This window comes from Sphingobium limneticum, assembly GCF_008710155.1.
GTDB lineage: Bacteria > Pseudomonadota > Alphaproteobacteria > Sphingomonadales > Sphingomonadaceae > Sphingobium > Sphingobium limneticum.
In genome coordinates this window covers 1-22,755 of sequence record NZ_VYPZ01000012.1, presented here as the reverse complement: position 1 = coordinate 22,755, position 22,755 = coordinate 1, and the positions used below count along the sequence as shown (strand labels likewise).

Here is a 22,755-nt window from a genome sequence, read left to right as displayed (position 1 = left end):
GACATGACCGGTCCTGCAATCCTCCTGCTGCTGGCGGGCCTGGGCGCGATCGCCTGGGTCAGCGCCCGCGCCCGCGCGCTGCGGCTGCAAACCGCCGCACGCGCCACCGGGCGCCGTGACGCCGTCCATTCGCTGCCCGGCTATCATGGCTGGTATGTTGCGCTGTGGACGTTGGTCCCCGCCGCGATCTTCCTGGCGATCTGGGCCAATGTCGCGCCCGGCCTCGTCACGCAGAGCGTGCTCGCCGATCCGGCGGCGCAGAGCCTGCCCGTCGACGCCTTCTCCCGCTCCGCCATCCTCGGCGAAGCACGGGCGATCGCCAATGGCAGCCAGGCGGGGGCGTTCAATCCCCTGTCGCAGGGCCTGGTCGAACCCTATGCGCAAGCGCTCAACAAATATGGCATCGCCGGCGCCGTTCTGGCGCTGGTGCTGGCCTTTGCCGGCGGCGCCTTCGCCTTCACCCGCGTCCGCCCCGACTTCCGGGCGCGCACGCGGGTCGAGCGGCTGGTCATGGCGTCGCTGCTGATCGCATCGCTGATCGCGATCATCACCACGCTGGGCATCGTCGCGTCGCTGCTGTGGGAAAGCTTTCGCTTCTTCTCCATGGTCAATCCCATCGACTTCCTGTTCGGCACCAAATGGTCGCCGCAGTCGGCCGCCATGGGCTATGGCAATGACGACGCGTTCGGCGCGGTGCCGCTCTTCTGGGGTACCATCTTCATCGGCGCGATCATTGCCATGATCGTGGCGATCCCGCTGGGCCTGATGAGCGCCATTTACCTGACGCAATATGCAAGCCCGACGGTGCGCAAGTGGATGAAGCCGACGCTGGAGATGCTCGCGGGCGTGCCCACGGTCGTCTACGGCTATTTTGCCGCGCTCACCATCGCCCCTGCCCTGCGCGATTTCGCCGTCATGATCGGCATCCATGGCGCCTCTTCGGAAAGCGCACTGGCCGCCGGCCTCGTCATGGGCGTGATGATCATCCCGTTCGTGTCCTCCATGGCCGACGACAGCATTGCCGCAGTGCCGCAGTCGATGCGCGACGGCAGCCTGGCGATGGGCGCCACCACCAGCGAGACGATCACCCGCGTGCTGATCCCCGCCGCCCTCCCCGGCGTCGTGGGCGGCGTATTGCTGGCCGTGAGCCGCGCCATTGGTGAAACAATGATCGTGGTGATGGCTGCCGGCCTTGCTGCAAACCTCACCGCCAACCCCTTTGCCAGCGTGACCACGGTGACGACCCAGATCGTCCAGTTGCTGACCGGCGACCAGGAGTTCGACAGTGCCAAGACGCTCGCCGCCTTCGCGCTGGGCCTGGTGCTGTTCATCGTCACCCTGCTGCTCAACATCGTGGCCCTGCGGGTCGTAAAGAAATATCGCGAGGCTTACGACTAATGAGCACACGCAACCCCACCGACTGGAAGTCGGAGGCCATGCGCAAGCGGATTGCGGGGCGCTATGCCGCCGAACGCCGCTTCAAGTTCGCGGGCCTGTTCGCCGTCGTCCTGTCCGCATCCTTCCTGGCCTTCCTGCTCGTCACCATGATGGGCAACGGCCTGCGCGGCTTTACCCGGACCGAAATCGCGCTGAAAGTCGATTTCCCGGCCTCGCCGCTGCTGCTCGATCCCAAGGCGATCACGGACGAGGCTCTGGCCAACGCCAATCTGCCGATGGTGACCGGCACGGTCGCCAAGACCGCGCTGGGCGACAAGGCCGACGCGCTTCTGTCGCCGACTGCCTGGATCAACATCCGTGACGCGATCAAGGCCGATCCGACGATCCTGAGCCGTACCGCGACGATCAGCGTTCCCGCATCGACCGGGCTGGACCTGGCCGCAAAGAGCAAGGGATCGCCCGAGATGGAGGCGGAGGTCGCACGGCTGAAGCAGCAGGGCGTCTTGTCGACCGGCTTCAATTTCGGCTTCCTGACCGCCAGCGACGGCACCGATCCGACGCAGGTCGGCATCTGGGGCGCGTTCAAGGGGTCGCTGCTGACGATGCTCGTGACGCTGATCCTCAGCTTCCCGGTCGGCGTGGCGACGGCCCTCTATCTGGAGGAATATGCCCGCAAAAATTGGTGGACCGACATTATCGAAGTGTCGATCAACAATCTGGCGGCCGTGCCCTCCATCATCTTCGGCCTGCTCGGCCTGTCGATCTTCCTCAATCTGGCCCATCTGCCCCGATCGGCGGCGCTGGTGGGCGGCATGACGCTGGCGCTGATGACGATGCCCGTCATCGTCATCGCGGGCCGCAACGCGATCAAATCGGTCCCGCCCAGCATCCGCGACGCGGCACTGGGCATCGGGGCCAGCCCGGTGCAGGTCGTGTTCCAGCATGTGCTGCCGCTCGCCTTGCCCGGCATCCTGACCGGCACCATCATCGGCATGGCCCGCGCGCTGGGTGAAACCGCGCCGTTGCTGATGATCGGCATGCGCGCCTTCATCGCGACCCCGCCGGGCGGCATCACCGACCCTGCGACCGTACTGCCGGTGCAGATCTTCCTGTGGTCGGATGAAGTCTCCAAGGGCTTCGTCGAAAAGACCTCTGCTGCCATCATCGTCCTGCTGGCCTTCCTGCTCGCGATGAACGGCCTCGCCATCTACCTGCGCAACAAGTTTGAAACACGGTGGTAATCACACCCATGACACAAGAACAAACCAACCTGACCATCGACAATCCCAAGATGTCGGCCCGCGACGTCAAGGTTTTCTATGGCGAGAAGCAGGCGATCAAGGGCGTGTCGATCGATGTCGGCATGGACCATGTCACCGCCTTCATCGGCCCGTCGGGCTGCGGCAAGTCGACCTTCCTGCGGACGCTCAATCGCATGAACGACACGGTCGCATCGGCGCGGGTCGAGGGTGAAATCACGCTGGACGGCGAGAATATCTACGCCCCGTCGATGGACGTGGTGCAGCTGCGCGCGCGGGTTGGCATGGTGTTCCAGAAGCCCAATCCCTTCCCCAAGTCGATCTACGAGAATATCGCCTATGGGCCGCGCATCCACGGCCTGGCCGCGGGCAAAGCGGACATGGACGTGATCGTCGAAAAGTCGCTGCGCCGCGCGGGCCTGTGGGACGAGGTCAAGGATCGCCTGCATGACAGCGGCACCGCCCTGTCGGGTGGTCAGCAGCAGCGTCTGTGCATCGGCCGCGCCATCGCGGTCGAACCCGAAGTCATTCTGATGGACGAGCCTTGTTCGGCGCTGGACCCGATCGCAACGGCGAAGATCGAGGAGCTGATCCACGAACTGCGCGGTCGCTATGCGATCGTGATCGTGACGCATAACATGCAGCAGGCCGCCCGCGTGTCGCAGCGGACCGCCTTCTTCCATCTGGGCGATCTGGTCGAATATGGCGTGACGTCGGACATCTTCACCAATCCCCGCCAGGAGCGGACCAAAGACTATATCACCGGTCGTTACGGCTGATCGGGCGGGAGAGACAGACATGGCTGAACATACGATCAAGGCATTTGACGAGGAAATCGACCGGTTGCGCGGGCTGATCGCCGAAATGGGCGGTCGCGCGGAAGCGGCGATCGAAAATGCCATGCTGGCGCTCCAGCGGCAGGACAAGAAGCTCGCGGCCGAAGTCGTCGCCGACGACAAGCGGATCGACGCGATCGAGGCGGAAGTCGAGAAGCTGGTGATTCAGGTGATCGCCCTGCGCGCGCCGATGGCCAACGACCTGCGCGACGTGATCGCGGCGCTCAAGATCGTCAGCGTGGTGGAGCGCATCGGCGACTATGCCAAGAATATCGCCAAGCGCGTCCCGCTGATCGCGACCAACAAGCGGACGCTGGAGCCCATCGCGCTGCTGCCGTCCATGGGGCAGGTCGCAGGCGAGATGGTGCATGATGCGCTCAACGCCTTCGCCGCGCGCGACGCCGATCTGGCGCTGGCAGTGATCGAACGCGACACGGTCGTGGACGATTTCTACAACAGCGTCTTCCGCACGCTGGTGACGTTCATGGTCGAAAATCCCAAGACGATCAGCGAATGCGCCCATCTGCTGTTCGTGGCCAAGAATATCGAACGCATCGGCGACCATGCGACCAATGTCGCGGAAATGGTCTATTATGCGGCCACCGGCCAGACCCTGCCCGAGCGCGAGCGCGGCGCCGACATCCAGCCGGAGGACTGATCCATGGCAAGAGCGAAGATGCTGCTGGTCGAGGATGACGCAGCGCTGGCGGAACTGCTGATCTGGCATTTCAAGCGTGAGGATTTCGACGTCGCCCATACGGTCGATGGCGAGGAAGCGCTGCTGATGGCGCAGGAAAATGTGCCTGACATCGTGTTGCTCGACTGGATGGTCGAAAGCCTGTCCGGCATCGAAGTGTGCCGTCGTCTGCGCCGCATGAACGGCACGGCCAACATCCCGATCATCATGCTGACCGCGCGCGGTGAAGAAGAAGATCGAGTGCGTGGGCTGGAAACCGGCGCGGACGATTATGTGACCAAGCCGTTCAGCCCCCGCGAGCTGGTGGCGCGCGTCGGCGCGGTGCTGCGCCGCGTGCGCCCGGCACTGGCCGGCGAGACGCTGACCTTTGCCGATGTCGAGATGGACACGGTGGGGCACAAGGTGCGCCGCAGCGGTCAGGTGATCCCGTTGGGTCCGACCGAATTCCGCCTGCTCAAGCATTTTCTGGAGCATCCCGGCTGGGTCTTTTCGCGCGAGCGGCTGCTCGACAGCGTATGGGGGCAGGACAGCGACATCGAACTGCGCACGGTCGACGTCCATATCCGCCGCCTGCGCAAGGCGATCAATGGCGATGGCCAGTATCAGGATATCATCCGCACGGTGCGGTCGGCCGGCTATGCGCTGGATACCGAAGGGGTCGGCTGACACGCGCCACTCCTGACGCCTAATATACAGCCTCTCCGAATTGCCATTCGGGGAGGCTTTTTTTCTATGCAAGGCAAGTTGGTAAGGAGCCGTCATCCATGTCCGCCTGTCCCACCATGTTCGTCCGCCAATATTTTCACGGGACGCGCGCCGACCTGAAACCCGGCGACCTGATCGCCGTTGGCCACGCGTCCAATTTCGGTTCGGGCAAGCCTTTGTCCTGGGTCTATCTGAGCGCGACGCTGGATGCGGCGATCTGGGGCGCCGAACTGGCTGGCGGCAGTGGCCCGGACCGCATTTATGTCGTCGAGCCGACCGGCGCGATCCTGGACGATCCCAATGTGACCGACAAGAAATTCCCCGGCAACCCGACCCTGTCCTACCGCTCCCGCGACCCGCTGCGCGTCGTCGCCGAAATCGTGGGTTGGCAGGGGCATCCGCTTGAACAGGTCCAGCAGATGAAAGCGCATCTGGACCAATTGAAGGCGCAGGGCCTGGATCACATCATCGATTGATCGCCGTTAAGCGATCTCTCTCACCATGAAAAACGCCCCGGAAGCAGAGCCGGGGCGTTTTTCATGGTCAACGCTATGCGCCGATCAGGCGGCGCGGCGGGCCTTGTTGAGTTTTTTGAGCAGCATGTCGCGCTTCAGGCGGGACAGATGGTCGATGAAAAGAACGCCTTCCAGATGATCCATTTCATGCTGGAGACAGGTGGCCAGCAGCCCTTCCAGCTGCTCTTCATGGATGCGGCCCTCGCGGTCCATCCAGCTCGCGCGGACGGTGGCGGGGCGTTCAACCTCGGCATATTGATCCGGGACCGACAGGCAGCCTTCCTGATAGACCGACAATTCTTCCGAACCCTTGAGGATTTCGGGATTGATGAAGACCATCGGCTTTTTGACCGGCTTGGCGTCTTCTTCGTCCGATTCGGGCTCCTGAAGGTCCATGACCAGCACCCGCTTGGGCACGCCGACCTGGATCGCGGCCAGGCCGATGCCCGGCGCGTCGTACATGGTTTCGAACATATCGTCGATCAGCGTCTGCAGATCGTCGTCAATCGCCTCGACCGGGGTCGAGATGGTGCGCAGCCGCGGATCGGGCGCTTCGAGGATGGGACGGATGGCCATAGGCCGAACATAGGCGGAACAGGCGCAAATATCAAGCGGGCGGCGGGATCAGCGCCGCGATCGCGGAGTTGGCAAGTCGCAATAGGACGGCACGCGCTTAACTTCGCACATTTCCCGCATATTCTGAAATATCGGACCAAGAATAGGAAATTAAATAACAATAGCAATCTATTGGGACAAACCATCATCTACCGGAAATTGCGGCTGTAGGACAGCCCCAGACCCGTTATCGCCTACCCCACCGGCCGCCGCGCGCGCAGGGCCTGCGCCAGCGTGCCTTCATCCAGATAGTCGAGTTCGCCGCCGACCGGCACACCATGGGCGAGTTGAGTCAGGCGGATGGGAAAGCGCTCCAGTCGCTCGGCCAGATAATGGGCGGTGGTCTGCCCCTCCAGCGTGGCGTTCATGGCCAGCACCACTTCGTCGATGCCGCCCGGCTCCAGCCGCGCGATCAGCGCGTCGATGGTCAGATCCTCAGGCCGTACCCCTTCCAATGCGGACAGGCGCCCGCCCAGCACATGGAAACGGCCGGGGAACAGGCGTGACTTGTCCAGCGCCCACAGGTCCGACACATCCTCCACCACGCACAACGCGCGCGGATCGCGGCGGTGATCGGTACAGATGCCGCACGGATCGACCGTATCGACATTGCCGCAAAGATGGCAGGTAACCAGCCGTTCGTTCACGGCCTCCAGCGCGCGCAGCAGCGGTTCCATCGCGCCTTCGCGCCGTTTGAGCAGATGCAGCACCGCGCGCCGCGCCGAACGGGGACCAAGCCCGGGCAGGCGGGACAGGGCTTGCGTGAGTGCTTCTATTTCTGGTGAGGCCATAAGGTGAGATAAGGGGTTGCATGTCATCCCGACAAGAGCTTTGAGGCCCCATCATGCGTATCATCTATATGGGCACCCCCGATTTCGCCGTTCCCGCGCTCGACGCGCTGGTCAAGGCGGGTCATGACGTCGTCGCGGTCTACAGCCAGCCGCCCCGCCCCGCCGGTCGCGGCAAGGCATTGCGCCCCTCCCCGGTTCATGGCCGCGCCGAGGCACTGGGCATAGAAGTGCGCACGCCGGTGTCGCTCAAGGATGCCGGGGTGCAGGCAGACTTCGCCGCGCTGGAGGCCGATGTGGCCGTGGTCGCGGCCTATGGGCTGATCTTGCCGCGCGCGGTGCTGGACGCGCCGCGCCATGGCTGCATGAACATCCACGCGTCCTTGCTGCCGCGATGGCGGGGAGCGGCGCCGATCCAGCGGGCGATCCTGTCGGGCGACAATGTCACCGGCGTGACGATCATGGACATGGAAGCGGGCCTGGACACCGGGCCGATGCGCGCCAAGCATGTCACGCCGATCGAGGACAAGACCGCCGGCGCGCTGACCGCCGAACTGGCGCAGGCCGGCGCAGAGCTGATGATCGAAGTGCTGGACGATATCGCGCTGCACCCGCCGATGGCGCAGCCCGAGGACGGCGTCACCTATGCCGCCAAGATCGACAAGGCGGAATCGCGGATCGACTTTATCAAGGACGCGCATCAGGTCGAACGGCAGGTCCGCGCCTTCAATCCCTTCCCCGGCGCCTTTTTCGAATATCGCGGCGAGCGATTCCGTATCCTGGCCGGGCATGTCGAACATCATGCCGGAACGCCGGGCGAATTGCTGGACGACAGCCTGCTGATCGGGTGCGGCCATGACGCGATCCGCCCGACCCTGATCCAGCGGGCGGGCAAGGGCGCGATGTCGCCGGGCGAATTGCTGCGCGGTTACGAGATGCCGGCGGGGAGCCGGGTGGATGGGTGATGGCCCGATGAAGGCGGGTTCGTGACTCGCTTCGCCTTTACCGTCGAATTTGACGGCCGCCCCTTCATGGGCTGGCAGCGGCAGGCACATGGGCCGAGCGTGCAGCAGGCCATCGAGGACGCGATTTTCGCGGTCACGGGCGAGCGGGCGATCATCCACGCCGCCGGGCGCACCGATGCGGGCGTTCACGGACTGGCGATGCGTGCCCATGCGGAGATCGGGAAGGATATCGCGCCCTTCCGCCTGATGGAGGCGATCAATGCGCGGCTGCGGCCCGATCCGGTGGCCATCCTGACGTGCGACGTGATGCCGGACGACTGGCATGCGCGCTTTTCCTGCCTGGGGCGGTCCTATATCTATCGCATCGCCAATCGCCGGGCGCCGCTGACCTTCGACCGGGGGTTGATGTGGCGGGTGATCCAGCCGCTGGATGCCGACGCGATGCATGCGGCGGCGCAGATATTGGTGGGTCTGCACGACTTCACCACCTTCCGCTCGGCCCATTGTCAGGCGCATAGTCCGGTCAAGACGCTGGACCGGCTGGCGGTGGAGCGGGACGGCGATCGCATCGCCATCCATGCGGCGGCGCGATCCTTCCTGCATCATCAGGTGCGATCGATGGTCGGGTGCCTGGCCATGGTCGGGATGGGCCGATGGAGCGCCGACGATCTGCGCGCCGCGCTGGAGGCGAAGGATCGGGCCGCGCTGGGCCTTAACGCGCCGCCGGACGGGCTGTATTTCGTGCGCGCCACTTATTCGGACGAAGTCGTCAGCTAAGGGCGGCGACCCGTACCTGATTCTTGCCGGCACGTTTGGCATCGCGCATCGCATCGTCGGCACGGCCGATCAGCCGGTCGAGATCGGCGGGATCGGGCCTGTCGGTGGTGACGAGGCCCAGGCTGCCGCTGATCCCCATGCCATAGGCGGCCAGCGCCAACCGGACATCCTCCGCAACGGCGGCGACGGCCGCTCCATCACGGTTCGCCAACAGCAGCAGAAATTCGTCCCCGCCCAGCCGCGCGACGACATCGCCGGCATGGGTATGCGCGCGCAGGATCGCGCCGATATCGGCCAGACAGGCATCGCCCGCAGCATGGCCATGATCGTCGTTCAGCCGTTTGAACCCGTCGAGGTCGAGGAACAGCAGGCTGGCGGCGCGGCCCGTCTGGGCGGCATGGCTCAGCACATATTTGGCGCGGCAGGCAAAACCGCGCCGGTTGCAAAGGCTGGTCAGCGGATCGTGCAGCGCCTCGAAACTGGCCTGGCGCAATTCCGACAGATCCTCGATCACGGCCACGTAAAATTCGGGCCGGTCATCATCGTCGCGCACCATCGCCACGGTCAGGTTGATCCAGATGACCGTGCCGTCGGACCGGATATAGCGCTTCTCCATCGAGTAGCGCGGCAGTTCGCCGGCATTGAGCCGCGCCAGCAGCGCTTCGTCGGCATGGAGATCGTCCGGGTGGGTGATCTGCTGAAAGCCGGTGCGGATCAGCGTGTCGGCATCATAGCCGCTGATTTCGCAGAAGCGCGGATTGACGGTCAGAAAATGGCCGTCCAGCCCGACATGGGCGATGCCGATCGGGGCGTGAAGGAATGTCGCTTCGAACCGGCGCTGCGCCCGGCCCAGTTCCAACATCATATTGCTGCATGGGCCGAACAGATCGGCTTCCACCATCGTGGACAAAGGTTTGCGGTCGAGAGATTGGGCAAAATCGTCGTGTAGATGGCGGCTCATCCGCCCTTAATGATGAGGATCGGCAAACAGAGGCTTTACCGCGTCACGCGGACGCGAAGTTTTTCAGAGCTGGGTGCGGAAAGGCGTGAAATTCGTACCCGCATCGTAAACGTCCAGCCCCTCCCGTCGCTTCAGGAAATTGACGACCAGATAGGTGACGGGCGTCAGCACCGCTTCCCAACCGACCTTCATCGCCCAGTTGGTGACCATGACGGTCAGCACCTGCGTGTGGGTCCAGTTGCCGAGGAAGGCGAGCGGGTAGAAGAGGAGACTGTCCACCCCCTGCCCCACGATGGTCGATCCGATGGTGCGCATCCACAAATGCCGCCCCTGCGTCAGCAGCTTCATCTTGGCCATCACGAAACTGTTGGCGAGTTCCCCCGCCCAGAAGGCGCAGAGCGAGGCGAAGACGATGCGCCATGTGCTGCCGAAGACGGTCTCATAGGCCTTCTGATCGGGCCAGCCGTCCGCCGGCGGGAGGGCGACGACCACCCAGCTCATCAGCGCCATGAACAGCATCGCAGCAAAGCCCGCCCACACGCAGCGACGCGCGCGGGAATAACCATATACTTCGGTCAATACGTCGCCGATGACATAGCCCAGCGGGAAGAAGAGGATGCCCGCTCCGAAGGTGAAGCCCCCCAAAGTAGACAGCTTGGCCGCGCCGATCAGGTTCGACAGCAGCAATATGGCGACGAAGGCGGCCATGAAGAAATCATAATAGCGCAGCGGCCGGCCACCCAGCGCATCCGCCTCTATCCTGTGCACCGCCCCGTCGCTCATGATGACGATGCTTATCGCGCAGCCAAGCGATTGCAAGCGGGCGTGCTTGCGAATCCCGCCCATATCGCACGTTTCGTAATTTTTGCTGCGTTGCGATATCGCATTGCAGCATTTCGGGTCGCTTCACCCCCTTGAAGCCACGGCCCGTCCCTTAACTGCCCACTTTTGCACATGGGCTGCCTATGTCGGTCCTTCCTCGCTTGATGCCGCATCGGCGTCGCACCTTTCACGGTCGCCTGTTCGACCCTTCATCCGCCCATCGTGTGCGGCGCGTATTTTCGCGTCCCGGTGGCGGAATCGGAGACATATATGTCCACTTCCAGCGCCCATCGCGCGCATCTTGGCTGGTTCAAACGTCGTCGCGACCTGAAGGTTGACGACATCACGATCGTCGACAAGTCCCAGCTGAACCGGGCCGTGGGCGCGGCAGCGCTGGGCAATGCGATGGAATGGTTCGATTTCGGCGTCTACGGCTATCTGGCCGTCACATTGGGCCGCGTCTTCTTTCCCGCGGGCGATCCGACCGCGCAGCTGATCGCAACCTTGGCGACCTTCACCGCGGCTTTTCTGGTCCGGCCGCTGGGCGGGCTGGTGTTCGGGCCGCTGGGCGACCGCTATGGCCGGCACAAGGTGCTGGCCTTCACCATGATCATGATGGCGATCGGCACCTTCGCCATCGGCCTCATCCCATCCTATGAGCGAATCGGCATGGGCGCGCCCATATTGCTGCTGGTCGCACGATTGATCCAGGGCTTTTCGACCGGCGGCGAATATGGCGGCGCAGCGACCTTCATCGCGGAATATTCGACCGATCAGAAGCGCGGCTTCATGGGCAGTTGGCTGGAGTTCGGCACGCTGGGCGGCTACATCATGGGCGCGGGCACGGTCACCGCGTTGCAAATGACGCTGAGCGATGCCGACATGCTGGCCTGGGGCTGGCGCATCCCCTTCCTGATCGCGGGGCCGCTGGGGCTGCTGGGCCTCTATATGCGGCTGAAGCTGGAGGAAACCCCGGCCTTCCGCGCCTATACGGAGGAAGCCGACAAGCGCGAGCAGGATCGCCTGCCGCTCATCGCCCTGCTGCGCACCCATTGGCGCCAGCTGGTCAAGTGCATGGGGCTGGTGCTGGTCTTCAACGTGACCGACTATATGCTGCTGACCTATATGCCCAATTATCTGAGCGTGACCATGGGTTATGCCGAAAGCAAGGGGCTGTTGCTCATCATTCTGGTGATGCTGGTGATGATGCCGCTCAATGTCGTGGGCGGCGCGATCAGCGATCGCCTTGGCCGCCGGCCGATGATCATCGGCGCCTGCATGGCGCTGATCCTGCTCTCGATACCGTGCATGTGGCTGATCGGAACCGGCAACGACTGGCTAATCTTCGCCGGCCTGATGCTGCTGGGCGTGACGTTGGTCTGCTTTACCAGTTCCATGCCATCGACCCTGCCTGCGCTCTTCTATACGCCGGTGCGCTACAGCGGGCTATCGATTGCGTTCAACGTCTCCGTCTCGCTATTCGGGGGCACGACCCCGCTCGTCACCGCCTGGCTGGTAAGCCAGACCGGCGACCCGCTGGTCCCGGCCTATTATCTGATGGGTGCGGCCGCGATCGGCATCGTGACGATGTGGAACGTGCGCGAAACCGCCGGCATGCCGCTGCGCGGATCGCCGCCAGCGGTGGAAAGCCGGGCGGAAGCCGTCGCCCTGGTGCGCAGCGATCAGCCGGTCACGGTGGACCCTGCGCCGCCTACCCTGTCCCAGCCGGACCGCCCGGCCGGACCGACGCAGTTCGCGCCGGGAACAGCCTGACGAAGTGAGGGCCGGTGCAGTCAGGCGATTGCAACCGGCCCTATCGCCCGCTATCGCGACACGCGCACGGCCCCGTAGCTCAGTTGGATAGAGCATTCGCCTTCTAAGCGAATGGTCGCTGGTTCGAATCCAGCCGGGGTCACCATCATTTTCATCATATCTCTTCCTTTTCAAGGGCTTGAGATTGTTCCGTGGCTAACTTTTTAGCTTGGTTAGCCATCACCATGTTCATCGCGACGGTGGCATGGGCAGCCGTATCGGCGCTTCCGGCATAGTGACGATACTCTTTCACCGTCTTGTGTCCGGTGATCGCCATGCCCTGCTCATCGCTGCAACCAGCTTCACGACACCGGCGCGCGGCCGACTTGCGCAACCCATGCGGAGAGCAATGCGGAAGTCCCGCCGCTATGCAGGCCCGCTTCATAAGGTTGTAGAAGCCCTTCTCAGTGAACGGGTCACGATGCTTAGTTTCAATCAGCGTCACAGCGCCCAGCGGTCCGGCCTCCAACGCCCGAGCGAGAGGTTCAACAACAGGCACATCAACCGCTGTATTAGTTTTGCTCTGCCGCAGCCTTATGCGCCCATCTTCGATGCTACGATGCGTCAAAAAGCGAACGTCACCGCTACGCTGTGCGCCGTAGAGCAACAGCGCGAAAGCAAGGCGCGGCTTGGTTCCCAACGGATGCTTTTCTTCGAACGCCTTTAGCTCGCTCTCGCTCCATGGGTGAAATCCCTCGCTCTCTGCCACCTTAGGAGCGCGGGTGTCTTTCACAGGGTCGAAACCGGCCGGGACGATCTTGGAACGGCGGGCTATTATGAATAGCTGAGCAAGCAACTTGCGGAGGCGAGCGGCCGCATGTGGCTTGTGTCTCATCGCGTTCATCAGGCGGGCGATGCGATCTGCGTCGAAGCGCTTGATAGGATCGTCGCCAAACGCAGCCCTAAACCGCTCTAGGACACCCCGATAGACGATCTTTGTACTGTCTCGAAGGTCTTGAAAGGCGTTGTCGCTGTAATAGCGAGCGATGACATCTGACACACTGCCGGGGCGCGTTCGATCCACGCCAGCCCTAACCGGATCAGCTTCCAGACAGGCTGCATATTCCCGCTCAAACTCCTTAGTGCCATGCGGAGCCTTAAAGTAGTGAGTGGAATATCCCTTGCGACGAAACCGCCAACGGCGCTTGCCGTGGCGGTCTAAAAAACTTGATGCGAACGGATAGGCCTTCTTCATGCTCCGCCAAACTTTGCGAGGCGATCGTCCAGATCGTCGACTGCGTCTCGATTAGCCGTGGGGAACGGATCAAGGGCAAACGTAAAGCCCCCGTTGGGATCAACATGCCCGCGAAATGCCACGCCTTCCTCACGCGAAACACGCGCCCACCTGCGCAGATCTGCCTCGCGAATTAGGGCGCGGCGCATCGTCACAGCTCCAGCGTTCTCAGAGGAAGCAACAGGCGATCCTCGCCCGCACCTGGCGCAACACTCGCCCGGTCATCGAACATGATCGCTACGCGCGTCAGCACAGCCATCTTTAGCCGCGCCGGCGCATCGCCTGTGCCGTTCCATGATTCGGCCACGTCGCGAACGGCGTCGGTTGCCGCTCCAATCATGGTGACGATGATTGTATCTTCATCATCATGATCGAGACGCAAAAACAGCTTGGTTTCAGCCAAGGTCACAATGTCAGGCATTCTCAGCCTCCTGTGTCTGTTCCTGGCTGGGCGGCGCAGCCGGGTCGATCGGCGGCACGGGGTCGGGCGTTGGCTCTTCCTTGCGCGGGTTCCATCCCTCGATCTGGCGCACTTCGTTCGTGTCCAGCACCTTATGCTGGAGGGCGACGGCATGGGCCTGCCAGCGCGTGGCCGGATCGCCGCGCAGGAAGCCCGACAGGTCCAGCTCCAGCTCGAACGGACCGCCGCTGGGGAACACGCTACGCGCAAACTCCGCTTCGATCTTACGCGCCCAAGGGGCCAGCGTGAACATGGCGAACCACCGGCCAGCAGTTTCGGAATTGGTAAAGGTGTTGTGGCTGTAGTCCTGCACCAGCGGCGGAGGCACCTGAAACAGGCGGCAGATTTCTTCGACGCCAAATTTCCGCGTTTCCAGCAGCTCCGCATCCTCCGGGCTGATCTGCGATGCCTTCCATTGCATCCCGCCATCAAGAATGAGTGTCGAACCGGCGTTAGCCGCTCCGCTATGCCGGTCCTTCATTTGCTGGCGCATCGCGTCGCGAAGAGGTTGCGTCAACGTACCCGGCACCTCGATCACGCCGCTGGGAGACGCTCCACGATCGAGGAAGGTACGCGCAAAGGCGTTGCTAACCGACACCGCCGCCACCGCGTCAGCGGCGCGGCTCAGGCGGGAACGCCCTATCCTGCCATCATCGGTGCGATCGCGCAGATGGATCACTTCGCCACTGAGCAACCGCCAGCTTTTTCCGCGACCGTCCGATACGTCATAGGCCAACCTTCCCGATGCAAGCTGCGCCACAGTTACCCAGCTCCATGGAATGAAGCGCAGCCCGGACAGGCCGCCATTCGCGTTGCGCAGGATCTCGGCAAGCCCGTTGCCGGTCAGCAGCGCCGACGCGACGAGATGCTCCACGAAGTCGGGCCACGTCATTTCGTCGGTCACACCAAGGCGCGTCAGCCGCAACAGCGGATGATTTGCCGCCTCGACACGGTTTTCACCCTCGCGCCGATAGACAAGCGCTGGGATGCAACCCAGCGAATTGGCGATGACGGTCGAGCAGGCCAGCACCGTGGAGAGGTTTTCCGCTGCCCGCACCGACATGGCGGACGACGCGCCGACATTGGGAGCAAGCGCCGCCCACGACGGATCCTCTGCCCGCTTTTCGTAGCCTAGAAAGGAAGCCATGCGGTTTATGATGCTCATATGCCCAACTCCGCAACGATGAGCCTGCGACGACGCGCATCGTCGGCCGCGGGGAACGGGCGGGACCGCAGGGCAAGGCTGGTGTCGGGATAGGCCGGGAAAGACGACACGACCGATATTTCCCGCAGCATCACCGTGCGCAGCGATCGGCGCTCACCCTTCCAGCTATCACCGCCCTTGGGGACGATGAAGCCGAATGACATGCCGCCAAGGTCGTTGCGCTGCGCCAACTCCATCACATCGCGCCCCGGCTGCGTATCGGGCAGGTCGAGCGAGAAGGACAGGCCGCGTGTGTCCTCACTCAGCCGCAGGGTGCCGGAACGGGTGCGACCCAGCACACGGGCCGGGTCATGATCCATGAGGGCAAGAATATCTTCGCCCAAGGATGCGCGAAACGCGCCCCGCTCGATCGTCTCGACGATCGAACCGATGCGCGCTTCGCTGCCGAATGTGGCGGCATAGCCTTCGAGCCGACGCCCGCTTGTGCGAAGTTCGGTGAACGCCCGCCGCTCGATGCTTGCCGCCGCTGTCATTATGCCACCTCAACGCCGGTAGCCGACACGAAGGCGGCAGGGTGGCGCACGGCGCAATCGACCGTTGCCATGGCGCGGATGCTGATATTCCCCTTGGCATAGGCGCTGGCCTCATAGGGGTTTACCAGAATGTCCAACTCGGACCAGATGCCGATCAGCAATTCGGACCAGTCGCCATAGATCAGACCGTGCTCATCAGTTCCGGTGCCAAGGTTACTCGGCACCTGGTTGTTGAACGTCACCGGCTCATTGTGAAAAAGGGCCGAAGCGGGGATCGGCAGACCGTTCCCATCCCTCATTTTCAAAGCCATTTTTTTCACGCCGTTGGTGGCAAGGAACGATCGGCGCGCATCTACATTAGCGATGTCTGCCGCCGCGACCATTTCCGCCGTTGCGTTCGTTAGGGCGAACACTGTGCCGTCATAGGCCACTGTCTGGATGCCATCGGTCGAGAGGATGCCATCAGGCTCATTCGCACCGCCGCCTTTGATCGCCGCCCGGTCGATCGCCAGCGCAAGGTCGCGCGCCAGCATGTTGCGCAACAGCTGCTCGACCTGGGGCGACGACTGCATAACCATGTTGCGCGACCATTCGGAAATCGCCCCAGCGTGCTTGGGCGACAGCGTAACGCTATCGAAATCTGGATCGCCCTTCGGCAGCGGTGAATTTTCCGCGACCCAGCCAATGGCGGGCGACGCAGCTTCACGCGGAATGTCGAGATTGCCAGTAAGACCAGTCAGCACGGTCGCGCCAAGGCCGCGCACGACACTGGCAGCGGTCAGGGCGGAAATGTAAAGTTCGGGACGATGGTCGGTTGGCACGATCGCCGCGCCGTCGCCGGTCGATGTCAGCACCCGCCGCTCGAAAATTTCGGTCGGGATCAATACGCCCTTCGCCTGGCGGCCCGAACGCTGCTGCAACTCCTGCTGCACTTCGCGCTCGAAACCCCAATCGACGGCCAGCCCAGCGGCACCGGCGACGGCGCGGGCAAGACTGAAACGCGAACGGATCTCGGTGTCGAGCTGGCGATCGCCATGCAGCGGGGTGCCTGCCTCGCGGCGCTCCATGTCGTCAATCGACCGGACGCGCTTGATCTGCCCGTCAAGGTCACGGACTTCCGTTTCGGCATTGTCGAAGGCTTCTCCGCCTTCGCCCTGCGCGGCTTTCATGCGAGCGAACGCCGCCGCCCGCTTTTCGAGGAGTTCACTCAGTTTCATTTTATATCCTTCAAGCTGGCGGAGGGCCGAAGCCCCCCGCGCTGTGATTGCCTTCTGTCTCGCGACGATGGGAAAGCGTTGCGGCGGTGCCCAATTGAACCCTTGCATCCAGCACGCAGGCGCGCCGCTCCCCGGGCATTGGGCTTTTCGCTATTGGCCGCGCCGCAGCGGCCGCAAAGGAAGGGAGCCTTGCGAACATCAGTTTTCGGGCCCGATAATTGAACCCGCTCCTTTGCCAGCAATCAGATGTGCGACCGCGCGGAGGAGTTTCTCCTCCAGTTCCGCAACAAGATTCTTGCCGGTGCGAAACCGATAGGTGTCCCTTTCCAGCTCTTCCATCAGCGGCTTCTGCGCCAGATAGTCGGGAGCGGCGACGATCGCAGCGAGGGTCGGATGCTGAAAATGATAATAGCCTTCCATGATACGAAGGCTTGCCGACACATGGCTACGCCGCAGGATAAGGCCGAAAAAGGGCGGGATACGTAAGGCGCTTCCGGGGCGGCGCTCCTCATTCTTCCCCTGCTGAATCGCATCGATTTCCCCCGTCGCGATGCCCTCCAGCAGCTTCGCGAGTGCAAGATCGAGCGTGGGCGCGTTTTCAGCCGTGATGTGAAATGCCTCGCACCACTGGTTATCGTCGGAAAGGGTAATATTACTGAACGCATATTCGGCATCAGCGGTGCGCTCTGGATGATCGGTAGCAGCGCAAGCGATCAGGAAACGGGCCGCGTCCAGATAGGTCATGTGTGCAGCGCCGCGCCCCCGCCCCGCCTTCGAAACCCGCCCAGCCTCGCGCAGCCGACGCGCGAACACGTTGAGTGTCGCACCGGTGTCGAGCCGGTGAGTTTCGCAGATGGAGACGAGTTCGCTGAGCAGTGCCATGTGGTATCCCTTTATCGGCAAAATACGCCAATGAAATTCCCTGTCAAGAACATTGGCGTATCTCACCGATAAACAATCAATCCGTACATCCCATTGCGCGCCGATGCGCTCGGTATGCCTCAACCTCGTTTAGCGGCCCTGCCGTCTGGTCGACGCCGTAGATCGGCAGCAAAAGATAATGTCCGCAATACTGCCGTTCGTCGTCGACGTTGCCCCCCGGAGGATCATCTTCCTCACGATCGGGATCACCGTCCTCTTGATCGAGCAGAGCTATTAGAGCTTCGATCTGGCATTCAACCGCGAAGCGATCTTCCGGGCGCAGATAGCGCGGCACCGGCGGCAGCACGAAATTGAAGCTCATGCGCGATACTCCGCTTTCATCATCCGTTCGATGTCCCAAAGCACAATGTCGGCAAGGGAGAACCCGTCATCGGAAGGACTAGCGTTAAAATCGAACTCCGATGACGTGGCGGAGTGTAACTTAGCGTGAAGAGCGGGGAGTGTTTTTGTCGGCGCGCGAAGCATCTTGCATTCAGCTTCATGGTGAAGATTGCACCAACGGTCGATTATTTTATCGCCGTTTAGCGAGCCTTCCAGCGCAGCATAGGACTGCATCCATCGGGAATAGATACGCTTTTGCCGGTCATATGCTCGCCAGAAATCGACGTCGATGCGCCGGGATGCAGTAGCGGGATCTTCCCATTCCGGGGCGTTGATCTGTTCGGGCTCGGCAGCAACGGCGACGCTGGACGCAGCAAGCGAAGCGCCGCCCAGCAAGGCGGCCGCCAGCATATCGCGGCGCGCAATGGGATTGGCACGGGCGGAGTCCGCCCGTAGAGGGGTGTTAGCCATGATCGTCTCCAAGCGACGGTTTCGGTTAGAGCTGGCGCGAGGATTAGGCCCCTCGCGTCGGCTCGCTTCCGTGAGTAACGGCTTGCTTTTTGTATGTCAAACCGTTACTCACGAAATATGGCTATGACACCTTCTGAGCGCCAAGCGCGCTATCGCGAACGCAAAGCGGCGGAGTCCAAACTCGAACCATACGAGCTTGAGGTGCTGCGCAAACAAATTTCCACCCTTGAAGCCGCACTGAATGAAGTTCGCGGCCATGTCGGGCTCTCCCAAATTCAACTGCCAAAGTCAGCTTACAAACCGTAATGTTGATCTGTTTTGGATATACCTAATAGGAGCGCACGATGATCGTTGAAGTCGGGAAAGAATATGATTTCAATTATACATGGCCCGATGGCTACACTTCAAAGCGGGGCACTGTAGTTTATACCGATGGCCCTTTGGTACGAATTAAAGACGAACACGGTCACGAAGAAATATTAAACCTATGCAACGTCCTTTTTGACAGCGCTCGCGAATATGACATTTCGAAGATACGAGACCTTGATGGCACGATCTTTATGCCTGGCGCCATCCCCACCTCCTAGATCCATGCGAGGCCGGTTCCGCGATAGATTTCCGGCCCGCCGTCCTTAGCAGCAAGTCCGCAGGCCATAATGAGAGCCGCCATGCCGTCGATACGGTCGATTGAGCGGCTCTTGTTCGGTTTGCGATTGCCTGCCGGATCAGTGTCAAAGATCAGATTGCCCGCATTCCATCGCAGCACCGGGTGCATCCCGTGGCGCAGCTCGCCCGCCAACAATGCCACCTCGAACGCATTGACCGCTGGCCCCATCGACAGGAACCCTTGGCCCCATTCGGTCAACGGCAAATCGACGCCTTCGCGATCCAGAATATTCTTCAAATCCTGAAAACCGTAGCGATCGAAGGCGATGCCCTTCACGTCGAACATGCTGGCGACCTGGGCCATCCGCTGGGCAATAAAACCCTTGTCGATCGCGCTGCCCGGCGTCGCCTCGATATGGCCCTGATTGGCCCAAGTGCGATACGGCACCCGGTCCAGTTCCTCTTTGGCCGTCAGCCCTGCCTTGGGACACCAGAACCACGCCAGCACCGCGCCGCCATCCTCTGGGAAATACAGGACCAGCGATGACAGGTCGCGAACGCTGGACAGGTCGAGGCCGCCGAAACAGGGCCGCCCGCGCAAGGTATCGAGATCCACGGCACCGCCGCAGGCTTGCCATTCAGCCGGGTTGATCGCCTTCGGCTCCGCGTCCACGCGCATATTGCAATGGAGGTTGAGGAACGCCGGTTCGAAGGTCGGCATCCGCTTCGCCCGCGCTGCTTCGTCGGCAAGCTGCTCCTGGGACACGAAAATCCCCATGGCCGGATTGGCGAGCCGCCAGTTGGCAGGATCGTAGGGGTCCGCGTCCTCCGGCACCGCATACACGACACCGTGAAAGCTGGGATCGTCAATTTCGCCGCTGGCGATTCGGTCGGCATAGTCGACCAGCTCGGACATGAGATTTTCAGGATGCGGGCTTTGCGTGCCGATGACCAGCATCAGCGGCTCGCGGCGCTTGCCCATGGAGGTGCGCAGCACGTCGAACAACTCGCGCTTCTTCCACTGCGCCAGCTCATCGCAGACGACGAAGGACGATGCTAGGCCATGGACCGACGATCCGTCGCTCGCCAGCGCACGAAACTTCGATCCAGTCTCCATGTCCTCGATCTGCTTATGGAACCGCTGCACGTTGACGCGGGCGGCGATCCACGGGGTTTGCAGAATGATGGCTTCCATCTCAGCGAAGATCAGCGCCGACTGGTCGCGCGTAGCGGCGGCGCTGTAGCACTCGCCGCGCGGCTCGGCCTCCGGACCGACCAGGTGCGCCAGGCACAGCATCGCGGCCAGCACCGTCTTGCCCTGCCCACGCGCCACGCTCAACAGCCCCGTGCGAACGCGGCGGCGATCGTCCGCATCCGTGCCGTAGATCGCCATGATCCATTCGATCTGGAAAGGCAGGAGCTGGACGCGCTCGCCAGCGCCAAAGCCTTTGGTGATCGGCAGCGACTCGACAAAGGCAATCACCCGCTCGGCGCGGGAATATCCTTGATCCTCCCACGGGTGCGGTTCAGGCTTGGGCGGCTCCCACTCGGCAAACAGCCCATAGCTGCCCGACTGGTCCACCGGCGCCGACGCGGCGGCCGCCTTCATCCGCGATGCGCCGGGTCCACGCCGTCCCATCAGCCGAAATCCTCGTCTAACTGTTTGGAAACTAACTCTAAAGAGAGGAGCGAGATCGGTCTGGACTCTTCAGCCCTGAGAGATTTTTCATGCCACGGATGAGCTGTGTCCAGCGGCGATCCATCGGGATTGCATCCGCGCCGTGGCTTCTTCGTCCGCACCGCTCCCGCTTCGATACCACGCGCCGTCTTGGCGCTGTGGCATCCGGGGCAGTAGCTTGCCAGTCCATCATGGGACGGGAACGGATCGCCTCCCGCCTTGATCGGCACCCGATGGTCCACCGTGTTCGCCATCGCCATGCGCCCCATTGCCTCGCATCCCTCACACATGGGGTGCAGCGACAGGTGAGCCTCGCGCAGGCGCTTCCACATTGTGGTGTTGTAGGGCCAATCAGCCATGACGATGCTCCATCGCGTTTGCCAGTTGGTGAAGCTCGCGCCTCAATTCGTCCCGCCGCTCGAAGTAGCGTTCAGGGTTGCGCCAGTCGGGATGCAGCCTGCCCACCTCCCTTGCCAGCGCCCGCACCCGTGCCGGAGTGGTGTTGCCCATCACTGGTCCTCCTCCTCGGCACTGTCCCAGATGATGTCATCCGCTTCGGGATTGGGGGGCAGGGGAAGCCCCCCTATAGGGGGGCTCCCCTGCACACCCGAAGCCCCGGAACCTTCCCGCAACCGTCCCGCAACCGTCCCGCAAGCAAAATCAAAGACTTGGCTGGAACCGTCCCGCACATCGTCTGAACCGTCCCGCAAACCGTCCCGCACAACCGTCCCGCAAGTGTTTTCAATGACTTGACCCTGATTTGCGGGATGGTTCGGGAACCGTCCCGCAACCGTCCCGCAGTCCTGATTTGCCACTGCGATCCCCTTCATCCACTTGCGGTCCTGTCCCGCCCAAAGGGGCTGATCGGCCATGATCTCGCCCAGGTGGAGCAGTCGCTCCATTGCCATGCGCAGGGCTTCCTTTTTCAGCCCTTTGGCGCTGGGCATCCCTTCCATGACCTTAGGAGCATAGTTGCCCGCATGGGGGCTGTGACTTAGCGCGCGGCGCTCCTTGGTGGCTTTGGCGAGGCAGGCGAGGAAGAGATTGTTCTCGCCCGTCGCCTTGCCGGTGTTGCCAACTTGCTCATACCAGCTTGCGCCTGAGTCTATCGCTTCGACAAAGGCCCAATCCTTCCACCTGAATTTGATGGCATCGCCGGTCTTCGCATAGTTCGACTTCGCTCTGGTCAAGACACGCGCGTCATCGTCGTATGCTCCTTCGTCGCCATCAGGGCGGGACAGGTAGAGGCGGGAACGCACCTGATTTTCCCAGGCCGTTGAGCCACTGAATTGCGATCCAGCGGCCTTGGCAGGATGCCCAAGGAACAGAACAGTCGCACCGGCCTCTTTCGCTAGTGCCTCCATCGCGTTGCAGAAAATGGCGACGTGATTACGAATGTTCTCATTGCCTTCGAACAGATGCGCGATGTTATCTAGCACCAGAAAGCCAATTTGATTGGTCCATACGAAGTTCGCGATGTCGTGATAGAATTGCGACTGCTCCACTCCGTCATTCGCGAAGTGCAACAGCGAATTATTGAGGTCACCGCATCGCGACAAAAAGAATAGATTGCCGTCCAGCTCCGACATGCTTGCGCAAACGGCGCTGCAAATCCCTTCCTGGCGACGATGCAGCTCGCCGAGGTCATCCTCGCAAGTGATGTACAGCGCCTTCATCCGACGCGTTTCTATACCCATGAAGGGTAAGCCCAGCGCCACGCACGTTGCGAGCTGCTGCGACACAAGAGATTTGCCTGACCCGCCTTCTCCGGTCAGCAAGGTTGCGCGGCGAAGGGGTATCCACTCATCTACGATCCACAGACGGGTGTTCGCGGCCTTGCCGTTCCAGATGGATCGTGTCCCACAGCGTGGTGTAGGTTCGCTGGGATAGCCACAGCGACCTCCGGCTAAGCCGGATTGATCATGCTGCCATGGCAGGCAACGTGATGATGGGATTATCGCTTAAACCTGAGACGCTC

At 62.3% G+C, this 22,755-nt stretch carries 27 protein-coding genes and 1 tRNA gene; 12 read left to right on the top strand and 16 right to left on the bottom strand.

Going from position 1 to position 22,755, the window contains the following annotated elements:
- Positions 1 to 3 precede the first annotated feature (3 nt).
- From pstC to arr, 6 genes are all read left to right on the top strand, one after another.
- A complete protein-coding gene (gene pstC, locus F4U94_RS14785; protein ID WP_120249379.1) occupies positions 4 to 1,398 on the top strand; it encodes a phosphate ABC transporter permease subunit PstC in 1,395 nt (464 codons plus the stop codon).
- On the top strand, positions 1,398 to 2,639 hold the full coding sequence (gene pstA, locus F4U94_RS14780; protein ID WP_120249378.1) for a phosphate ABC transporter permease PstA: 1,242 nt from the start codon (positions 1,398 to 1,400) through the stop codon (positions 2,637 to 2,639). Before pstC ends, pstA begins: the two co-directional genes overlap by 1 nt.
- 8 nt (positions 2,640 to 2,647) lie before the next feature.
- Complete coding sequence (pstB, locus tag F4U94_RS14775; protein WP_120249377.1) at positions 2,648 to 3,436, top strand: phosphate ABC transporter ATP-binding protein PstB; 789 nt, start codon at positions 2,648 to 2,650, stop codon at positions 3,434 to 3,436.
- A 19-nt stretch (positions 3,437 to 3,455) separates the two neighbouring features.
- A complete protein-coding gene (phoU, locus tag F4U94_RS14770; RefSeq protein WP_120249376.1) occupies positions 3,456 to 4,151 on the top strand; it encodes a phosphate signaling complex protein PhoU in 696 nt (231 codons plus the stop codon).
- A gap of 3 nt (positions 4,152 to 4,154) precedes the next feature.
- Entirely contained in the window at positions 4,155 to 4,856 is a 702-nt protein-coding gene (phoB, locus tag F4U94_RS14765; protein WP_120249375.1) for a phosphate regulon transcriptional regulator PhoB, read from the top strand.
- Between the two features lie 98 nt (positions 4,857 to 4,954).
- Positions 4,955 to 5,371 carry an NAD(+)--rifampin ADP-ribosyltransferase gene (arr, locus tag F4U94_RS14760; RefSeq protein ID WP_120249374.1) on the top strand — a complete coding sequence of 139 codons (417 nt, stop codon included), beginning with the start codon at positions 4,955 to 4,957 and terminating at the stop codon, positions 5,369 to 5,371.
- A gap of 84 nt (positions 5,372 to 5,455) precedes the next feature.
- Here the strand turns inward: arr and def are convergent, their stop codons facing one another.
- Both def and recR read right to left on the bottom strand, forming a co-directional pair.
- Complete coding sequence (gene def / locus F4U94_RS14755) at positions 5,456 to 5,986, bottom strand: peptide deformylase (protein WP_120249373.1); 531 nt, start codon at positions 5,984 to 5,986, stop codon at positions 5,456 to 5,458.
- Positions 5,987 to 6,219: 233 nt separating this feature from the next.
- Entirely contained in the window at positions 6,220 to 6,816 is a 597-nt protein-coding gene (recR, locus tag F4U94_RS14750; protein ID WP_120249372.1) for a recombination mediator RecR, read from the bottom strand.
- A gap of 53 nt (positions 6,817 to 6,869) precedes the next feature.
- On the opposite strand from recR, the gene fmt reads away from it, so the two are divergent.
- A complete protein-coding gene (gene fmt, locus F4U94_RS14745) occupies positions 6,870 to 7,778 on the top strand; it encodes a methionyl-tRNA formyltransferase (RefSeq protein WP_120249371.1) in 909 nt (302 codons plus the stop codon).
- A 21-nt stretch (positions 7,779 to 7,799) separates the two neighbouring features.
- A complete protein-coding gene (gene truA / locus F4U94_RS14740) occupies positions 7,800 to 8,555 on the top strand; it encodes a tRNA pseudouridine(38-40) synthase TruA (RefSeq protein ID WP_120249370.1) in 756 nt (251 codons plus the stop codon).
- On the opposite strand, the gene F4U94_RS14735 is transcribed toward truA, so the two are convergent.
- Positions 8,548 to 9,516: a GGDEF domain-containing protein gene (locus F4U94_RS14735; RefSeq protein WP_232015819.1), complete on the bottom strand. Its 969-nt coding sequence runs from the start codon at positions 9,514 to 9,516 to the stop codon at positions 8,548 to 8,550. The genes truA and F4U94_RS14735 overlap by 8 nt on opposite strands.
- Before the next feature lie 63 nt (positions 9,517 to 9,579).
- Positions 9,580 to 10,299: a queuosine precursor transporter gene (locus F4U94_RS14730; RefSeq protein WP_120251939.1), complete on the bottom strand. Its 720-nt coding sequence runs from the start codon at positions 10,297 to 10,299 to the stop codon at positions 9,580 to 9,582.
- A gap of 309 nt (positions 10,300 to 10,608) precedes the next feature.
- Here F4U94_RS14730 and proP point away from each other — a divergent pair, with 309 nt between their 5' ends.
- On the top strand, positions 10,609 to 12,111 hold the full coding sequence (proP, locus tag F4U94_RS14725) for a glycine betaine/L-proline transporter ProP (protein WP_120251938.1): 1,503 nt from the start codon (positions 10,609 to 10,611) through the stop codon (positions 12,109 to 12,111).
- A gap of 68 nt (positions 12,112 to 12,179) precedes the next feature.
- A tRNA-Arg gene (locus F4U94_RS14720) sits at positions 12,180 to 12,256 on the top strand.
- 9 nt (positions 12,257 to 12,265) lie between these two features.
- Here the strand turns inward: F4U94_RS14720 and F4U94_RS14715 are convergent.
- The 8 genes from F4U94_RS14715 to F4U94_RS14680 all read right to left on the bottom strand — a co-directional run bounded on the left by F4U94_RS14715 (position 12,266) and on the right by F4U94_RS14680 (position 18,493).
- Positions 12,266 to 13,345 carry a tyrosine-type recombinase/integrase gene (locus tag F4U94_RS14715; protein ID WP_150411955.1) on the bottom strand — a complete coding sequence of 360 codons (1,080 nt, stop codon included), beginning with the start codon at positions 13,343 to 13,345 and terminating at the stop codon, positions 12,266 to 12,268.
- A gap of 190 nt (positions 13,346 to 13,535) precedes the next feature.
- Entirely contained in the window at positions 13,536 to 13,805 is a 270-nt protein-coding gene (locus tag F4U94_RS24380; protein WP_170271943.1) for a head-tail connector protein, read from the bottom strand.
- The gene (locus tag F4U94_RS14705) at positions 13,798 to 15,009 is read right to left on the bottom strand and encodes a phage portal protein (RefSeq protein ID WP_150411953.1); all 1,212 of its coding nucleotides are present in this window, start codon (positions 15,007 to 15,009) and stop codon (positions 13,798 to 13,800) included. Before F4U94_RS14705 ends, F4U94_RS24380 begins: the two co-directional genes overlap by 8 nt.
- The gene (locus F4U94_RS14700; protein ID WP_150411952.1) at positions 15,006 to 15,542 is read right to left on the bottom strand and encodes an HK97 family phage prohead protease; all 537 of its coding nucleotides are present in this window, start codon (positions 15,540 to 15,542) and stop codon (positions 15,006 to 15,008) included. Before F4U94_RS14700 ends, F4U94_RS14705 begins: the two co-directional genes overlap by 4 nt.
- Positions 15,542 to 16,759, bottom strand: a complete 1,218-nt coding sequence (locus tag F4U94_RS14695) for a phage major capsid protein (protein ID WP_150411951.1) — start codon at positions 16,757 to 16,759, stop codon at positions 15,542 to 15,544. Before F4U94_RS14695 ends, F4U94_RS14700 begins: the two co-directional genes overlap by 1 nt.
- Positions 16,760 to 16,957: 198 nt before the next feature.
- Positions 16,958 to 17,641 (bottom strand): hypothetical protein, encoded by a 684-nt coding sequence (locus tag F4U94_RS14690; RefSeq protein WP_150411950.1) that lies wholly within the window; start codon positions 17,639 to 17,641, stop codon positions 16,958 to 16,960.
- A gap of 76 nt (positions 17,642 to 17,717) precedes the next feature.
- Positions 17,718 to 18,002, bottom strand: coding sequence for a hypothetical protein (locus tag F4U94_RS14685; protein WP_150411949.1), 285 nt, complete (start codon positions 18,000 to 18,002; stop codon positions 17,718 to 17,720).
- Positions 17,999 to 18,493, bottom strand: coding sequence for a hypothetical protein (locus F4U94_RS14680; RefSeq protein ID WP_150411948.1), 495 nt, complete (start codon positions 18,491 to 18,493; stop codon positions 17,999 to 18,001). The genes F4U94_RS14685 and F4U94_RS14680 overlap by 4 nt, the downstream gene beginning before the upstream one ends.
- 117 nt (positions 18,494 to 18,610) lie before the next feature.
- On the opposite strand from F4U94_RS14680, the gene F4U94_RS14675 reads away from it, so the two are divergent.
- Entirely contained in the window at positions 18,611 to 18,799 is a 189-nt protein-coding gene (locus tag F4U94_RS14675) for a hypothetical protein (RefSeq protein ID WP_150411947.1), read from the top strand.
- 38 nt (positions 18,800 to 18,837) lie between these two features.
- Positions 18,838 to 19,080 (top strand): hypothetical protein, encoded by a 243-nt coding sequence (locus F4U94_RS14670; RefSeq protein WP_150411946.1) that lies wholly within the window; start codon positions 18,838 to 18,840, stop codon positions 19,078 to 19,080.
- Here the strand turns inward: F4U94_RS14670 and F4U94_RS14665 are convergent.
- From F4U94_RS14665 to F4U94_RS14655, 4 genes are read right to left on the bottom strand one after another with little or no spacing between them, the layout of a single operon-like run.
- Positions 19,077 to 20,738 (bottom strand): terminase large subunit, encoded by a 1,662-nt coding sequence (locus F4U94_RS14665; protein ID WP_249042053.1) that lies wholly within the window; start codon positions 20,736 to 20,738, stop codon positions 19,077 to 19,079. The genes F4U94_RS14670 and F4U94_RS14665 overlap by 4 nt on opposite strands.
- Complete coding sequence (locus F4U94_RS14660; protein WP_150411945.1) at positions 20,738 to 21,136, bottom strand: HNH endonuclease; 399 nt, start codon at positions 21,134 to 21,136, stop codon at positions 20,738 to 20,740. The genes F4U94_RS14665 and F4U94_RS14660 overlap by 1 nt, the downstream gene beginning before the upstream one ends.
- Entirely contained in the window at positions 21,129 to 21,287 is a 159-nt protein-coding gene (locus F4U94_RS24375) for a hypothetical protein (protein WP_170271942.1), read from the bottom strand. Before F4U94_RS24375 ends, F4U94_RS14660 begins: the two co-directional genes overlap by 8 nt.
- Positions 21,287 to 22,591 (bottom strand): AAA family ATPase, encoded by a 1,305-nt coding sequence (locus tag F4U94_RS14655; protein WP_282957470.1) that lies wholly within the window; start codon positions 22,589 to 22,591, stop codon positions 21,287 to 21,289. The genes F4U94_RS24375 and F4U94_RS14655 overlap by 1 nt, the downstream gene beginning before the upstream one ends.
- Positions 22,592 to 22,755: the final 164 nt, after the last annotated feature.

What these genes read in the sequence shown, in the direction of transcription:
- F4U94_RS14685 (WP_150411949.1), bottom strand. Translation starts at nt 18,002, where the DNA reads ATGAGCTTCAATTTCGTGCTGCCGCCGGTGCCGCGCTATCTGCGCCCG.
- F4U94_RS14735 (WP_232015819.1), bottom strand. Translation starts at nt 9,516, where the DNA reads ATGAGCCGCCATCTACACGACGATTTTGCCCAATCTCTCGACCGCAAA.
- F4U94_RS14700 (WP_150411952.1), bottom strand. Translation starts at nt 15,542, where the DNA reads ATGACAGCGGCGGCAAGCATCGAGCGGCGGGCGTTCACCGAACTTCGC.
- proP (WP_120251938.1), top strand. Translation starts at nt 10,609, where the DNA reads ATGTCCACTTCCAGCGCCCATCGCGCGCATCTTGGCTGGTTCAAACGT.
- arr (WP_120249374.1), top strand. Translation starts at nt 4,955, where the DNA reads ATGTCCGCCTGTCCCACCATGTTCGTCCGCCAATATTTTCACGGGACG.
- F4U94_RS14660 (WP_150411945.1), bottom strand. Translation starts at nt 21,136, where the DNA reads ATGGCTGATTGGCCCTACAACACCACAATGTGGAAGCGCCTGCGCGAG.
- phoU (WP_120249376.1), top strand. Translation starts at nt 3,456, where the DNA reads ATGGCTGAACATACGATCAAGGCATTTGACGAGGAAATCGACCGGTTG.
- F4U94_RS14695 (WP_150411951.1), bottom strand. Translation starts at nt 16,759, where the DNA reads ATGAAACTGAGTGAACTCCTCGAAAAGCGGGCGGCGGCGTTCGCTCGC.
- recR (WP_120249372.1), bottom strand. Translation starts at nt 6,816, where the DNA reads ATGGCCTCACCAGAAATAGAAGCACTCACGCAAGCCCTGTCCCGCCTG.
- F4U94_RS14690 (WP_150411950.1), bottom strand. Translation starts at nt 17,641, where the DNA reads ATGGCACTGCTCAGCGAACTCGTCTCCATCTGCGAAACTCACCGGCTC.
- F4U94_RS14680 (WP_150411948.1), bottom strand. Translation starts at nt 18,493, where the DNA reads ATGGCTAACACCCCTCTACGGGCGGACTCCGCCCGTGCCAATCCCATT.
- F4U94_RS14675 (WP_150411947.1), top strand. Translation starts at nt 18,611, where the DNA reads ATGGCTATGACACCTTCTGAGCGCCAAGCGCGCTATCGCGAACGCAAA.
- F4U94_RS24380 (WP_170271943.1), bottom strand. Translation starts at nt 13,805, where the DNA reads ATGCCTGACATTGTGACCTTGGCTGAAACCAAGCTGTTTTTGCGTCTC.
- phoB (WP_120249375.1), top strand. Translation starts at nt 4,155, where the DNA reads ATGGCAAGAGCGAAGATGCTGCTGGTCGAGGATGACGCAGCGCTGGCG.
- pstA (WP_120249378.1), top strand. Translation starts at nt 1,398, where the DNA reads ATGAGCACACGCAACCCCACCGACTGGAAGTCGGAGGCCATGCGCAAG.
- F4U94_RS24375 (WP_170271942.1), bottom strand. Translation starts at nt 21,287, where the DNA reads ATGGGCAACACCACTCCGGCACGGGTGCGGGCGCTGGCAAGGGAGGTG.
- def (WP_120249373.1), bottom strand. Translation starts at nt 5,986, where the DNA reads ATGGCCATCCGTCCCATCCTCGAAGCGCCCGATCCGCGGCTGCGCACC.
- F4U94_RS14730 (WP_120251939.1), bottom strand. Translation starts at nt 10,299, where the DNA reads ATGAGCGACGGGGCGGTGCACAGGATAGAGGCGGATGCGCTGGGTGGC.
- pstC (WP_120249379.1), top strand. Translation starts at nt 4, where the DNA reads ATGACCGGTCCTGCAATCCTCCTGCTGCTGGCGGGCCTGGGCGCGATC.
- fmt (WP_120249371.1), top strand. Translation starts at nt 6,870, where the DNA reads ATGCGTATCATCTATATGGGCACCCCCGATTTCGCCGTTCCCGCGCTC.
- F4U94_RS14670 (WP_150411946.1), top strand. Translation starts at nt 18,838, where the DNA reads ATGATCGTTGAAGTCGGGAAAGAATATGATTTCAATTATACATGGCCC.
- F4U94_RS14715 (WP_150411955.1), bottom strand. Translation starts at nt 13,345, where the DNA reads ATGAAGAAGGCCTATCCGTTCGCATCAAGTTTTTTAGACCGCCACGGC.
- F4U94_RS14665 (WP_249042053.1), bottom strand. Translation starts at nt 20,738, where the DNA reads ATGGGACGGCGTGGACCCGGCGCATCGCGGATGAAGGCGGCCGCCGCG.
- F4U94_RS14705 (WP_150411953.1), bottom strand. Translation starts at nt 15,009, where the DNA reads ATGAGCATCATAAACCGCATGGCTTCCTTTCTAGGCTACGAAAAGCGG.
- pstB (WP_120249377.1), top strand. Translation starts at nt 2,648, where the DNA reads ATGACACAAGAACAAACCAACCTGACCATCGACAATCCCAAGATGTCG.